This window comes from Maritalea myrionectae DSM 19524 (assembly GCF_000423365.1).
GTDB lineage: Bacteria > Pseudomonadota > Alphaproteobacteria > Rhizobiales > Devosiaceae > Maritalea > Maritalea myrionectae.
The window spans coordinates 130,242-143,450 of the sequence record NZ_AUHV01000003.1 but is presented as its reverse complement, the minus strand read 5'-3'; the positions used below and the strand labels follow the sequence as shown (position 1 = coordinate 143,450).

11 protein-coding genes are annotated in these 13,209 nt (G+C 53.9%); 3 read left to right on the top strand and 8 right to left on the bottom strand.

Annotation, left to right across the window (positions count from 1 at the left end):
• Window positions 1-1,640: 1,640 nt before the first annotated feature.
• Window positions 1,641-1,928: a GIY-YIG nuclease family protein gene (locus G549_RS0106640; RefSeq protein ID WP_027834375.1), complete on the bottom strand. Its 288-nt coding sequence runs from the start codon at window positions 1,926-1,928 to the stop codon at window positions 1,641-1,643.
• 314 nt (window positions 1,929-2,242) lie between these two features.
• Here G549_RS0106640 and G549_RS0106635 point away from each other — a divergent pair, with 314 nt between their 5' ends.
• The gene (locus G549_RS0106635) at window positions 2,243-3,826 is read left to right on the top strand and encodes an RNA-directed DNA polymerase (protein WP_156905504.1); all 1,584 of its coding nucleotides are present in this window, start codon (window positions 2,243-2,245) and stop codon (window positions 3,824-3,826) included.
• Window positions 3,827-3,832: 6 nt separating this feature from the next.
• Here the strand turns inward: G549_RS0106635 and G549_RS0106630 are convergent, their stop codons facing one another.
• Entirely contained in the window at window positions 3,833-5,038 is a 1,206-nt protein-coding gene (locus tag G549_RS0106630; RefSeq protein ID WP_027834373.1) for an MFS transporter, read from the bottom strand.
• Window positions 5,039-5,156: 118 nt separating this feature from the next.
• Between G549_RS0106630 and G549_RS0106625 the strand changes: the two genes are divergently transcribed.
• Entirely contained in the window at window positions 5,157-5,849 is a 693-nt protein-coding gene (locus G549_RS0106625) for a DUF899 domain-containing protein (protein ID WP_027834372.1), read from the top strand.
• Here G549_RS0106625 and G549_RS0106620 read toward each other — a convergent pair.
• The 3 genes from G549_RS0106620 to G549_RS0106610 all read right to left on the bottom strand — a co-directional run bounded on the left by G549_RS0106620 (window position 5,846) and on the right by G549_RS0106610 (window position 8,869).
• The gene (locus G549_RS0106620) at window positions 5,846-6,868 is read right to left on the bottom strand and encodes a YcjF family protein (RefSeq protein WP_036221627.1); all 1,023 of its coding nucleotides are present in this window, start codon (window positions 6,866-6,868) and stop codon (window positions 5,846-5,848) included. The two genes, G549_RS0106625 and G549_RS0106620, sit on opposite strands and share 4 nt — an antisense overlap.
• Window positions 6,865-8,310: a YcjX family GTP-binding protein gene (locus G549_RS0106615; RefSeq protein WP_027834370.1), complete on the bottom strand. Its 1,446-nt coding sequence runs from the start codon at window positions 8,308-8,310 to the stop codon at window positions 6,865-6,867. The genes G549_RS0106620 and G549_RS0106615 overlap by 4 nt, the downstream gene beginning before the upstream one ends.
• Before the next feature lie 91 nt (window positions 8,311-8,401).
• On the bottom strand, window positions 8,402-8,869 hold the full coding sequence (locus G549_RS0106610) for a hypothetical protein (protein ID WP_156905503.1): 468 nt from the start codon (window positions 8,867-8,869) through the stop codon (window positions 8,402-8,404).
• Window positions 8,870-9,184: 315 nt separating this feature from the next.
• Here G549_RS0106610 and G549_RS0106605 point away from each other — a divergent pair, with 315 nt between their 5' ends.
• Window positions 9,185-9,733 (top strand): DUF2087 domain-containing protein, encoded by a 549-nt coding sequence (locus G549_RS0106605; protein ID WP_027834368.1) that lies wholly within the window; start codon window positions 9,185-9,187, stop codon window positions 9,731-9,733.
• A gap of 236 nt (window positions 9,734-9,969) precedes the next feature.
• Here the strand turns inward: G549_RS0106605 and G549_RS0106600 are convergent, their stop codons facing one another.
• The 3 genes from G549_RS0106600 to G549_RS0106585 all read right to left on the bottom strand — a co-directional run bounded on the left by G549_RS0106600 (window position 9,970) and on the right by G549_RS0106585 (window position 13,178).
• Window positions 9,970-10,485 (bottom strand): PadR family transcriptional regulator, encoded by a 516-nt coding sequence (locus G549_RS0106600; RefSeq protein WP_027834367.1) that lies wholly within the window; start codon window positions 10,483-10,485, stop codon window positions 9,970-9,972.
• A 32-nt stretch (window positions 10,486-10,517) separates the two neighbouring features.
• Window positions 10,518-11,711: an alpha/beta hydrolase gene (locus tag G549_RS0106595; RefSeq protein ID WP_027834366.1), complete on the bottom strand. Its 1,194-nt coding sequence runs from the start codon at window positions 11,709-11,711 to the stop codon at window positions 10,518-10,520.
• Window positions 11,712-12,263: 552 nt separating this feature from the next.
• A complete protein-coding gene (locus G549_RS0106585) occupies window positions 12,264-13,178 on the bottom strand; it encodes a homoserine O-succinyltransferase (RefSeq protein ID WP_027834364.1) in 915 nt (304 codons plus the stop codon).
• Window positions 13,179-13,209 lie beyond the last annotated feature (31 nt).

Here is a 13,209-nt window from a genome sequence, read left to right as displayed (position 1 = left end):
TGCTTTGCACCGATCAGCTAACCTGCGCGGGCGCGGCGCAAAAGTGCGCCGGGCTGGGCCGCCCAAGCCTTGTTTAGGTGCCCCCGGCGTATGCGCTTATGGGGGCTTTTTTTACGCGCCGCCGTCGCTCACTGCGTTCGCTACCCCGGCATCCCCGGCATTATTACGCGCCGCCACCGGTCACTTCGTTCTCGTCCCCGGCATCCCCGGCATTTTACGTGCCGCCGTCGCTCACTGCGTTCGCTACCTCGGCATCCCCGCCGACTCGTGCCACGCGCCAATGCTTTCCGCGCCACAAGCCACACCCTCCGCCGTCACCCCAAGACTTGATCTTGGGGTCCATTTCACCTGTCGACTTGCTGAAGCTGTGGCATATTTACCTCTGCAACTCCTACAAGCCGACAACTCAAATGGATTGCAAGATCAAGTCTTGCAATGACGTAGTGGGGGCGGATGTGCCTTGCCAGCACGTTGATGGATTTTCATTGCCGCTTCCGCGCACATTCGCGCAGACACACCAAAGCGCCTGACATGCGACATGCATTCAGGGGACAAGGTTTGCGGGGCACGAGACGTTTCGGGGCTCGTGGCTGCGCAGAGAATTGAGACCGTTCACGTCTCGCGCCAGCGGCGTTTTTCGCGTTTTGGTCTGATTATGCGGGGTGCTGACCCAATAGTCCCGGCCGCCCCGATGCGTTGCACCGGATGGCCCGCCCTCGGTGTCGGGCGCAATCAAATCAAAGGCGCGGTGCGTCGCGTCCGACCCACCAACCGCTTCTTCATTCGTCTGTTTATTGCCGCCACCGGTCGCTTCGCTCCCGTCCCCGGCACCCCCGCCATAATGGGAGGGCCGACAGCGGTCGCTACGCTCGCAGTTTACGCGCTCACGCCGCGTGGCTGCCGAGCACCCCCGGCATTATTACGCGCCGCCGTCGTTCGCTACGCTCACTACCCCGGCACCCCCGCCAATTGGAGGGCCGATAGCGGTCGCTACGATCGCATTTTCTGTCCTCTCGCCGGACAGGCTGGCCCGGCAGAAGGGGAATGCGATCGCTTTGTTTGCGTCGGTTCTCGGCATCCTGCCGACTGCGCGACAGGGAAACAGATATACCCCGTTGTCCGTCAACAACCGCGTGGGGCAGAAGATGGCGCCATTTTACCACGGGTTTTGGGGGCGGGGATAAGTTTTTGGGGGAGGTATGGTGGTGCAACGCGTGGCTGGATTTTTGGTGGGTGAAGTTATTTCGGTTTTTCAGTGGGTTGATTGCAATTGGTTGCGGAACTGAATATTTGTGTGTGATATCATGTTTCAACCTAAAGTTGCTTTTATTGCGCATTTTGCGACCACATACCAGTCGTCATGCTCGGGCTTGACCCGAGTATCCATGACGCCGTTCCACTTGCCGCAAGGTGCGCGAGATGCGCTAACGTCCGCTTCGCTTTCAGTTCCGCATCTCTACACAAGCAGTATTCAACAATTTGGGGAACATGCCCATTTCCTGCGTGGCCAGCTCATCATGGACCCTCGGGTCAAGCCCGAGGGTGACGTCGGGGAAGGGGAACGGGCTGCCCGCATCCACCGCCGTCATTCTCGCTCGACCGTCTGGCGCGAGGACAAAATGTCGGGAAACCAGGTGGGACTATTGGCACACCACATCATAAAGGTCAGTCCAATTTGGATTACCCTTTTCAACAAGGTTTAGCTTCCACTTGCGGTTCCACTTTTTCAGCGTCTTTTCGCGCGTGATGGCGCTTTCGAAATTGTCGTGCTGCTCGTAATGGACGAGCATTTTCACATCATGTTGCTTGGTGAAGCCATCCACCTGGCCTTCGCGATGCTCCCACACGCGCCGCACCAGATCATTGGTCACGCCCACATATAATGTGCCGTTCCTCTGGCTGGCCATGATGTAGACAAAAGCGCTCATGCCTTGATTTGCGCTTAACTGGATCCCCGGGTCAAGCCCGAGGATGACGGGAGAGGGAAGGGTTCCCGCAACCACCAACGCTGCCTATTTGGCACAATTGTCGCAACGGCCGCGCGCACTGGTTGCTTTCCCCAGCCCCCGCGCCACCCACTACCGTCATTCCCGCGAAGGCGGGAATCCAGGTGGGACTTTCGGCACACCTCATCATAAAAGTCATTCCAATTCGGGCTTGACTGGCGCTATTGGTGATAGTGTTTTACACTTCGGATTTTAAACAAAAATCTATTGGCATAAAGAAGTTTTGGAGAGTGTTCTTGAGTGCACATTTAAGTAAGCAGGCTGTTGAGTCAGCGATAGATCATCTAGTTAGATTTGGAGATACCGATATCTTTCCGCATCTAATCGAACTACGATTTTTTTCTGATATGCGGGATGAGTTAGTAGAGAAAATACAGCAAATAGATTTAAACTCTTTTTCACCAACGGGCTCAGTTGAAGTATTGGCACCAAAGAGCCGATATGGGTTTCGGGTGGCCCATCAGTTGCCATATCTTGACACAATTTTTTTTACTGCGGCGGTTATTGAAGTCGGTGCTGAACTTGAACAGCTTAAAGTGTCAGATAGTGACTTCGGTCCATTTGCCTACAGATTTAAAGACCAAGGGGATGGATCTATTTTTGAGGTCGGTCATACCTTCAAAGATTGGATTGAATGGCAAATTGATTATGAAGCCGACTCAACATTTGACCAAGTAATCTTCACAGACATAGCGGATTTTTATCAACGAATTTATTTTCATCGAATTGAGAATGTGCTTCGAACCGCCTCTCCCAATCAAAAAGTGATAAATCTAATAGAAAGAGTTATAAAGGCAATTCGAGCCAAGCAAAGTTATGGTATTCCAGTTGGTTGCACCGCATCAAGGCTCATTGCTGAAGCGGTATTAACCGATTTCGATCATCATATATTATCGGAGGAATATCCCTATACGAGATTTGTCGATGATATGAGAATTTACATCGAGGAGGACGAAGACCCTTATTCGGTACTAGCAGTTGTTGCAGAGACTTTGGCATCAGAAGGTTTGACTTTGAATGCGCAGAAAACTCGCGTTCTTGATCGCGAAGAGTACCGAACGTTTCTGGAGGAGGAAGCCACTGATACTTTTGAAAAGGCCGAGCAGGATGCATTCAATATTCTTGTGCGTTCGATCTACTTCGATGAAGATGAGCCAAGTGAAGAGGAGTTGGAACAACTTAGAGCATTGAACTTGGTTGGTATGCTTGAAGAGCAACTTGAAAGGGAGCAATGGGACTTTGGGAAAATTAGGGCAATATTTCGTGCATTAAGACTAACTGAGCGCGCGGATTGCGTTGAATACATTGTAGAAAACTTTGAGCATCTTCTTTCTTTTATACGCGATATTGTCCTGTTGTTTGATGCTCTAAAGGACAAAGTGAACTTTGAAGAGTTTCGATTTGGCGACGAAGTTCTGAAATGTCTTTCCAGCGGCGCAGGACACAGTGTTCCCGCCATCAGGGCATGGCTGATCGAGTTGTACATCCGGAAGATTATACCAACAACACCAAGAAAACTCCGTCATGTCGAACGTCTCACAGAGCTAGATGGTCGGCAAATTATTCTTGCGCAAGCTTCTATTAATAATGTCGCCTATTTTAGGCAAAACAAAACCAAGATTAGTCAGTTTTCAGAATTTGAGCTAAATGCTTTGTTGCTGGGTGCATCTTGTTTGCCGAAAGATGAATTTGAAATCTGGATTAGAGCAGCAAAATCGAGATTGTCTGGTAGTCTCTCGGATATCAAAAAGCTATATTGTGACTGGGTAATATCTAAACATGAAAAGTTTGACGAAGTTGTTGGTAGCTTAAACGATTGACGCTAGCTACTCCCCAACAACAACTGCCTTCTTCCCCAACACCGTCTCGTGCCCTTCCATCGGATGGCGCGGTATTAATCTTGCCAACAACAGCGAGATAAACGCGAAGCCCGCACCCGCTAAGAACACCGCCGCAGGGTTGGTAATCCAGATGAGTCCAAACACCACCGGGATGACCACGGCGGCGATGTGGTTGATGGTGAAGGCGACGGAGGCGGTGGGGGCCATGTCGCGGGGGTCGGCGATTTTTTGGAAATAGGTTTTCAGCGCAATGGCCAGTGCGAAGAAGAAATGGTCGATCACATAAAGGCTGGCGCCGAGGATAGGGTCATTCACGAACGCATAGGCGGTGAACACCAAGATCAGGCCGATATATTCAATGGTGAGGGCGGTGCGTTCGCCAAAGCGGATGATGGCGGCGCCGATTTTGGGCGCGAAATACATGTTGAACGCCACATTGATGAGGAAGAGGATGGAGACCTCGTGCACCTCAAAGCCGAATTTTTCCACCATCATCCAGGCGGCGAACACCACAAAGATTTGGCGGCGGGCGCCGGACATGAAGGTGAGTGCGTAATAAAGCCAATAGCGTTTGCGCAGCACGATCTTTTTGATCTGCGGCACGTCTTCCTTAAATTGCGGGAACCAAAAGACCATAAAGGCCACCAGCGCCAGCGTGAGGCCGCCGAAAATGGCGAACAAGGCTGTATAAGGCAGTTTGGCCCATTGATAGAGCCAGATGATCAAGCCGAACACCATCAATTGCCCGAACGAGCCAACTGCGAGAATAACGCCCAATTGGCGTGGCGCGGTTGCCTTGGGCAGCCATTGCAGCTGCAAAGACTGGTTCATCGTCTCATAATAATGAAAGCCCACGGACATGATGAAGGTGGTGATCAACAGGCCCGTCAGCGTGGGGAAATAGCCGGTGACGGCAACGCCTAGCCCGAGGAGGGCGAGCGAGATCAGGGCAAAGGTTTGCTCGCGCAAAAGGAGCAACACAAACACCGCGGTGAAGGCGAGAAAGCCCGGAATTTCCCGAATAGATTGCAGCAAGCCCATATTGGCGCCGGTGAAGGCGGCCTTATCGTGGGCGAAATTGTTGAGGAAATTTTGCCATGCGGCAAAGCTGAACTGCATGGCGATGGCCATGAGGATCAGCATAAAATAGGGCGAGCGCAAAAAGGCGCGATGCTTGACAAAGATGCTCATTGATTTGGAGTAGGCGGACTGGTCCAACCAGTCAAGCGCAAAAGTCGTCACCTTGTGTCGAAATTGCGATTTGCCAAGCGACCTATAAGGTATGCACACTTAGGTCGGAGGACTTCTTATGGACAAGCGAGTTGTGGAACGCCAGGAATGGTTGAAGGCGCGACAAGAATTATTGGCGCGGGAGAAAGAGTTGATGCGGCTTCAGGATGAGGTGGCGGCAGCACGGCGCAAACTGCCCTTTGTCAAACTGGATAAGGATTATGCGTTTGAAACGGTGCGGGGACCGGAGCGATTGGAGGATTTGTTTGGGCCGCATGATCAGTTGTTGATCTATCATTTTATGTATGGGCCGGACTGGGAAGCCGGTTGCCCGAGTTGTTCCTTTTGGGCCGATAGCTTTGATGGCAATGACGCGCATTTTGCGGCGCGCAATGTGGCGTTCAAAGTGGTGTCGCGCGGGCCGTTGGATCGGTTGCAGGCTTATCGAAAGCGGATGGGATGGCGTTTCGATTGGGTCTCTGCGGCCAGCAGCCCGTTTAACTTTGATTTTGGCGTGTCGTTTGAGGAAGCGCAGCCGGATAAGCAGTATAATTATCGTCCGGCACCTGACCTTGTGGGCGAGCGGCCGGGGATTAGCGCTTTTTACAAAGACGATGAGGGCATCTACCACACCTATTCAACATTTGGCCGTGGCGTTGAGCCCGTGAACAGCGTTTATGCCTATCTCGATATGGCGCCAAAGGGGCGTGACGAAGCCGAGTTGGATTATACGATGGCGTGGGTGCGCCGACGGGATGAATATGGCGCTTAGGACGCGTTTTCGGTTTGATCCTGATCTTTCGCCAGCCTGGTGAGGGCGGGGAGGAAATCGCTGACCGCGGGGCCTTTTTTCAGCATATAGGGCAGCGGGCGGATCACGGCGATGGCGGCGATGCCGACGCGCACGGTCATCAACCCGTTGATCACCCCTTCCCCGAGCTTGGCGGACAGGCGGGCGGCGAGGCCGTGGCCCAGCAATTGCTGCACCACGCTGTCGCCCAGGGCGACGCCGCCCGTGAGCGCCAGATGGGCCATCACCGATTTCGACATTTCAATAAAGCCGAAAAAGGAAGGGCGGGCGCCATAGAGCTGGGCGATGCGGCGGGTGAGGCGCGCGGCTTCATAGAGCACGAACATAATGTCAAAAAAGGCGCGGGGGCTGACGGCGGTGACCAGCGAAATGCGCTGGGCGGAATTGGCGATGATGGCTTTGGCCTTTTGATCGAGCGGGACGAGCAGGGTGCGCTCGGCAAATTCAAGCAATTGGTCGCCATCCAGAATGTCTTTGGCGTGGCGGTCAAACTCGGCCAATTGCCGGGCCATGGCTGGGTTGCCGTCATAAAGGGCGCGGAGTTGCTCCACCGCCTTTTGCGCCTCGGGCAGGTTTTTGCCACTGTGGGCGGCGCTGGCCTCGTGCTTCAGCTTGGCGAGGGTTTTGAGGCGGCGGAGGCCGAGAAATTCGCGGATGATGAGGCCCAACAGGGCGACCACCATCAGCGCGACAAGGCCGAGGCCGACATAGCCGAGGGCCGGATAAGCGCTGAACAGATCGCGCACCAGCCGCTCGAGCGCCAGGCCGATGCCGAGGGTGATCAGCAGGCTGAGGCTTCCCCAGAACAGGCGCGGCCAAAAGGAACGTTTTGGCGCGGTGGCGAGATCTGCCTCCGGCTCAATCTCGGTGCTGACATTGATGGCCTGATCGACCTCAAAGGCCAGCGGGCCAATCTCGTCTGTTTCGGGCTTTTTCTTCTCGTCCTTGGGGGAGAGATCGACGGCGAACGGATCGGTCATTGCAATTTATCTCCCAAGAGGAAATCGAGCGCGCGGTCCAGCCGGATGTGGGGCAGGCCGGATTTTTGCCGGGTGGCATTGTCGAGCACGGGCGGGCGGAAGCGGAGGAATTTGAGCTTGCCCTTATAGCTTTGCTCGTCCTCAAAAATTGATTCCGGGTTTTCCGGTAAGTTGCCGGGGTATAGAGCGATTTCGCTGGTGCCGTCATAGGTTTTGTCACCCAGGCTTTCGCCCTTTTGCGGCGTGCCGATGATGGTTTTGAGCATTTTGCCTTCGTGTTCCACTTCCCCCTCATGGGTGGCGCGGATGGCGGCGAGGGCCATGGATTGGGTTTCGGCCCCCTGATAATGGGCGCGTTGGCGCGCACCTTTGACCAGCAGGCCCAACACTTCGCCCAACCGATCATGATTGGTGTGGGGCATATGGTCTGCCTTGGTGGCGGCAAACAGAATCTTGTCGATATGGGTGGAGAAAAAGCTGGTCCACAGCGGATTGTTGCCGGTTTTAAAACAGATCAAAATTTCGCCGAGGGCTTTTTCCAAATCCGTCACCGCGTCGCTGCCGGCATTGAGCGCGGTGAGGGCGTCGACCAGAATGATCTGACGGTCGAGCCGCGCGAAATGATCGCGGAAGAAGGGGCGCACCACGATGTTTTTGTAAGCCTCGTAGCGGCGCTCCATTTGCGCATAAAGGCTGTCGCTTTTCGGCGTGGCGTCCGGCGCGGGCAGTGGCGCAAAGGTGAGGGCGGGGGAGCCTTCCATATCGCCGGGCATCAGGAAGCGGCCGGGCGGCAGGGCGCTCAAGGCATGTTCATCAGCGCGGCAGGCCTGCAAATAGGCTTTAAAGGCGTTGGAGAGGCGCGTGGCCAGCTCTTCATCCAGCGGGGCAGAGGCATCTGCCTTCAAGGTGAGATTGAGCCAGGATTCAGCGATATTGGCGCGGGCAGGGGCGTGTGCCTTTTGCAACGCATCGTCCGACCATTCGCGATAGTTTTTGTCGAGTAGGGGCAAATCGAGCAGCCACTCGCCGGGATAATCAACAATATCCAGATGCACTTCGCGCGGTCCTGCCCAAGCGGTGGCCCAATGATCGGGCTGGAATTTGAGCGTCAGCCGCACTTGCGAAATCTGCCGTGTGGATTGTGGCCAGTGGCGATCTTCGCCTTTGAGGGCTTTCAAATGCTCCTCATAAGCAAAGCGCGGCATGGCGGCATTGGGGTGCGGACTGAGCTGCGCGCCAATCAGCCGCCCCTCAGCCAGTGGCCCGAACAGGGAGAGATTGTCGCCCTCGATCAGATTTTGAATCATCGAGGTGATGAACACGGTTTTGCCCGCGCGGGACAGGCCCGTAACGCCCAGCCGAATGGTGGGCACAAACAGACCGGTGACGCTGTCGCGCATATTATCCAGGGCGATGCGGGTCTCATCGGTCCAATTGGCCATCAGGCAGGATTCCTCAACTCAAATGCTCCCCTTAAGGTAGGGATTTTATTTTATGGGGCAAGGGGTTGGGCGTAAAGCTTCGTGATTTGATTCACTTGTTTTGGCCTGTGCGGCGAGAGTGTGCAAACTTAGCACCTTGTTTAAAGCTAAAACGTTTCGCGGCCATGCTGATCAGATAGAAAAAAGCTAGGCTAAGTGCCGCGAGTATAATGCCAACAATGGCGTAAATAGGTGAAAAGCCGCTGATTTCGTGCGGACCAGTTAGGATTAGAAACAATAATAACTGTATGGCCATGACAGGAAGGGACGCAAAAATCTCGACTAAAGTCATCTTTTTCGCCTGCGTCCAGCTGTCACTATCTATAGGCGAACTTTTTGAATTAATCCAGCGGTAGCCAGTGTCAAATGCAGCAGCTGCTGCGGCGATTAAGAGAAGGTAGTTTACTGCGGTAATCGTTTTTAGTGCAGAAAATGTCATTAAATATGATGCAAAACAAAGCGCCGAAAACACCAAGAAATAAACCAATAAAAATCGCTTTAGACTAAAATCAAAAGTCATCAAATATCCGGAGTAATTGTTGTAATTATTGCAAGAAATATGTCCTCGTTGAAATTCAGTCAATAAAATGTTGACTGATGGGCGAGCGTCATGCGGCAATTATTAACATTCCAATTTCAATCCTACTGGTTATTGAGTTTTCGTCGGTAATTGAATATGAAGAAATCATGGTTGGCAGAACACCAAGGCGTCGCTGCTCCGGGTTTGGAGTGCTAAATCTGCTTTAATTCACGCAATGCATTTGGGTTTTATATTCAATGCCGCGTCGTTAAGTCAGCGACCAACGACATTCGATGCGGCAGCTAGGAATGTAAAATGACAAAGCAATCTATTCCGCTTTATGCAGCGGATATTTCTCAATTTTCTCGCAGTTTAGCCAAGCAATTGAGCCAGGATGAGGCGGTGCCGAGCCATCTCAGCTTGATGAATATGCTGGCGCGTGCGGCGGGGTTTCGCAACTTCCAACATATGCGGGCGGCGCATAAGTCGGGCCAGAAAATGGCTGATGGCGCGGAGGCTGCGCAGATTGATCATGCGATGGTGTCGCGCTGTTTGCAGCATATTGATGCTGCGGGTGTGATGCACCGTTGGCCCTCGCGACAGCGGGTGCAGGAGAATTGCATCTGGCTGTTTTGGGCGGCCCTGCCCAAAGGGGAACATTTGCATGAGCGTGAGGTGAATGCGCGGCTGGATCAGGTGCACAGCTTTGGCGATGCGGCGTTATTGCGCCGGATGATGGTTGGGCTGGGGATGCTGACCCGCAATCAGGATGGATCGGACTATTTGCGGGTGGAGCAGAAGCCACCTGCGGAGGCGGTGGAGTTGATCCGGCAGGTGAAGGCGCGACGGGTGACGGATGTCTGACGCGGCCATTTCGGTCGTCATTCCCGCGAAGGCGGGAATCCAGATGTGGCCTTCTATTTGCTTTGTGCGCCTTGGGTTGTTCCTGTCTGGATCCCCGGGTCAAGCCCGAGGATGACGGTGTGTGGGGTCGGCGAAGCGGAAAGGCATTTGTTTCGTACCGAGCTTTGTCGTGAAATGGATTGCAAGATCAAGTCTTGCAATGACGGTGGGCGGGGTTGGTCTGACGGCGACAGTTCTCACTTGAAGCCTTGGGCTTTGTAGTCTTTCAGCAATTGCTGGTACCAGCTTTTGCTGAATTTGATGATATCGAGGCCGTAGCGCATGGTGGCGAGTTGGAAGAAGGCCATTTTTTGGAACTCGGCGGGGACTTTTGAGAGGTCTTGGGCGTGGAGCATGGTTTCCAGCGCGGCGATCCATTGATCGGCTTCGTCGATATAGAGCTGGATGTGCGGGGCGACGTCGCCTTCGATGTGGCCGAAATAGAAGAGGCGCAGCATGCTTTCGTCTTTGGTTTTGAAGACGGCCACAGGTTCGCTGATCCAGTCCTGAAAGACCTTTGCGCCTTTTGCCGTGCGCGCATAGATTTTGCGCACGCGCTTGCCGTTGGCCTCCTGCCGCACCGTGACCAGATTTTCCCGCTCCAGCTTTTGCAAGGCCGGGTGGATGGAGCCGAACGATGTGTTGTAAAACATCGTGGTGGACCGCTCCATCGTCTTTTTCAGATCGTATAATGTGGCGTCTTGGAAGGCCAACAGGCCAAGAATGATCTTATCTTGAATTGGATTTAACCCTTCAAATCGTGCTGAACGAATGTGGTGCCTTCAACTTCGGTCATTTCTCCTTCGTTGCGCAAGGTGGAATTGAAGAACTCAACAAGGGATTGATTTAGGCCGTTACGCATCACTTGATGGTCAATTGGACCCAACATGCCGAAGAATTTCAGGAATGAGATTTCATTCAGGTCGCTGAAATTCATGTGGGCTGCGCCATCAAACACTAGTTCGCAGCCCTTGGTGGATTTGGCGATTTGTTGGTTCACCCAAGACATATCTGACTTGATGCCCGCCTGATTGTTGGCATTGCCATAGGCGAAGCAGAACGCGCCGTTGGGGGCGTCTGCGATCGACCAGGTGAAGGCGGGGCCGTCCAAGCTGTAAGAGGCGCTGACGCGGTCGTCTTGCATGTTCATGTGCGTTGCCACAGCGCCACCGAAGGAATGACCGAAATAGCCGATTTTATCGAGATTGAGGGCGCCTGCGACAGTGGTGGGGACGGTGCCGGATTGCAGCGCTGGGAGTTGATCCAGCAATAGAGTGTTGTTGTCGATCCAGTCTTGGAACTGGCCGCTGATTTCACCAAAAGCGTCGGTTTCGAGGGCGGCCATGGCGGCGGTCCATTCGTCCATTGTGGCGGCTTCGCGCAGTTGGTCATAGCCTTCGGCCTGACGGGCCAGCAGGATCTCGGCTTCGCCGGGGGCATAATTGGCAATGTCTTCAGCTTTGAACACCGCTTTGTCGCCTTTGTAGCTGACGAGGCTGTGTCCCGGATGGCTGATGGCGATCACCACATAGCCGTGGCTGGCCAACTCGATCACCTGATGGCTGTTCTGATTGGCGTACATGCCGTGGCCGTGATTGAACATCAGCACCGGGTGTGCGCCTGCGACGGCTTTCGCGCCGATATAGGCGGGCAAAGGGCGATCATCCTGCATGGCCGCTTCTGGCATGCCGAAACTTTTCGCCATTTGGGCGGCAAGGGTTTTTGGCATGGCTTTGGGTTGTTGGTCGGTCTTTTCCGTCGCGGGATAGAAAATTTGCACATCCGCCCAGCGGTCGCCTTGCTGCACATGGGTGCGCTGGTAGCCAACCAAATGTTGGCCGGTTGGGTCTGGCAGGGCGGGTTGCAGCATATTTAGGATTAAAAGGGCACCGCCCACGATCAAAATGAGGGGGATGGCGATAAACCAAAGCCGTTTCATCGAACTTCTCCAAAGGTAAAACTTAGGCCTATATATATCTATTAGATATATTTGCAAGGTGGGAACGGGTTTTGTCTTGATCCTCGGAACTTTATTTTGCGCTCGTGCCGCGCAGGCTGGTTTGAGGATGACCGATGCTGGGGATGGCTGTGAGCGAATGATTTAACTAGGTGCCGTGTGGCTGGTCGCAAATGGATTGCAAGATCAAGTCTTGCAATGACGTGGTGGGTGGGGAGATGTGGGTGCATGCATATCGGGTGCTGCATGGATTACCGGGTCAAGCCCGGTAATGACGTCGGGAGAGAACGGATTGTCCTGACGTCAACTTGGGGTGTCAATGGCGGGGGTGCCGGGGACGGGAGCGATAGCGACCGGTGGCGGCAGGAAAAGTGGCGGGGGTGCCGGGACGGGAGCGGAGCGACCGGTGGCGGCAAGAAAAGTGGCGGGGGTGCCGGGGACGGGAGCGACAGCGACCGGTGGCGGTAAAAAAAGAGCCAAGCAAATGCTTTTAAAACAAATGCTTGGCTCATGTGTTTCGCGAGTTGATTCAGCTTATTTGGTGCCGATTTTGTTCAAATCATATTCGGTGGTTTGATACATCTGGTTGATCCAGTTGCCGAACAGCAAATAGGCGTGGGAACGCCAGCGGTTGAGCGGCTCTTGGGTGATGTCGTCGTTTGGAAACGTATTGACCGGGGGCGGTGTGTCTAAGCCGGCTTCCTTGTCCCGCAAATATTCCTCCACCAGTGATTTGTGATCATATTCCAGATGGTTCAGCATAAAGAGCTGCCGATATTTCGGGTCGTTGAGGAGGCAAAGACCTACCTCTTTCGAATTGATCAGCACTTCGAGATCGTTGGGCACGGAGGCGTGGTCGATATCGTTGATGCGGGAGACCGGAATGGCGAAATCGTCTGAAAAGCCCAAAAGGTATGGCGAGGCGTGGGTGGCAGCTTGGTGCCGATAGATGCCGAATGCCTTTTTGGGGCGACGGAAGCGCTGCACATGGTGGAAATGGTGTAGCGCGGCCTGCGCGCCCCAGCACACAAACATGGTGGTATGCACATTGGTGCGGGTCCAGTTCATAATGTCGACCATTTCGTCCCAATAGCCGACATCTTTAAAATCAAGATGGGCGATGGGCGCACCGGTGACGATAAAGCCGTCAAACTTGCGGTCCTTCACTTCGTCCCACGTTTGGTAAAACGCTTCCAAATGATCTTGCGCCACGTTTTTTGATTGGTGGTTGGAAATGCGGACGAGCGTCAAATCCACTTGCAACGGGGTCGCGCCGATCAGGCGGGCGAACTGGGTTTCTGTGCGCTCTTTATTAGGCATCAGATTGAGCAAGCCAATTTGCAGCGGGCGGATGTCCTGGGTGGCGGCGCGGGTCTCGTCCATCACCATAATGCCCTCATTCTCCAATATTTGACGCGCGGGCAAATGATTAGGAATCTTGATGGGCATTGGAGTACTCCGATTAGAGATTATGAGGTTT

Excerpts from the sequence above, each read along its gene's own strand:
- G549_RS0106640 (WP_027834375.1), bottom strand. The coding sequence starts at position 1,928 with ATGAGCGCTTTTGTCTACATCATGGCCAGCCAGAGGAACGGCACATTA.
- G549_RS0106630 (WP_027834373.1), bottom strand. The coding sequence starts at position 5,038 with ATGAGCATCTTTGTCAAGCATCGCGCCTTTTTGCGCTCGCCCTATTTT.
- G549_RS0106625 (WP_027834372.1), top strand. The coding sequence starts at position 5,157 with ATGGACAAGCGAGTTGTGGAACGCCAGGAATGGTTGAAGGCGCGACAA.
- G549_RS0106620 (WP_036221627.1), bottom strand. The coding sequence starts at position 6,868 with ATGACCGATCCGTTCGCCGTCGATCTCTCCCCCAAGGACGAGAAGAAA.
- G549_RS0106615 (WP_027834370.1), bottom strand. The coding sequence starts at position 8,310 with ATGGCCAATTGGACCGATGAGACCCGCATCGCCCTGGATAATATGCGC.
- G549_RS0106610 (WP_156905503.1), bottom strand. The coding sequence starts at position 8,869 with ATGACTTTTGATTTTAGTCTAAAGCGATTTTTATTGGTTTATTTCTTG.
- G549_RS0106605 (WP_027834368.1), top strand. The coding sequence starts at position 9,185 with ATGACAAAGCAATCTATTCCGCTTTATGCAGCGGATATTTCTCAATTT.
- G549_RS0106595 (WP_027834366.1), bottom strand. The coding sequence starts at position 11,711 with ATGAAACGGCTTTGGTTTATCGCCATCCCCCTCATTTTGATCGTGGGC.
- G549_RS0106585 (WP_027834364.1), bottom strand. The coding sequence starts at position 13,178 with ATGCCCATCAAGATTCCTAATCATTTGCCCGCGCGTCAAATATTGGAG.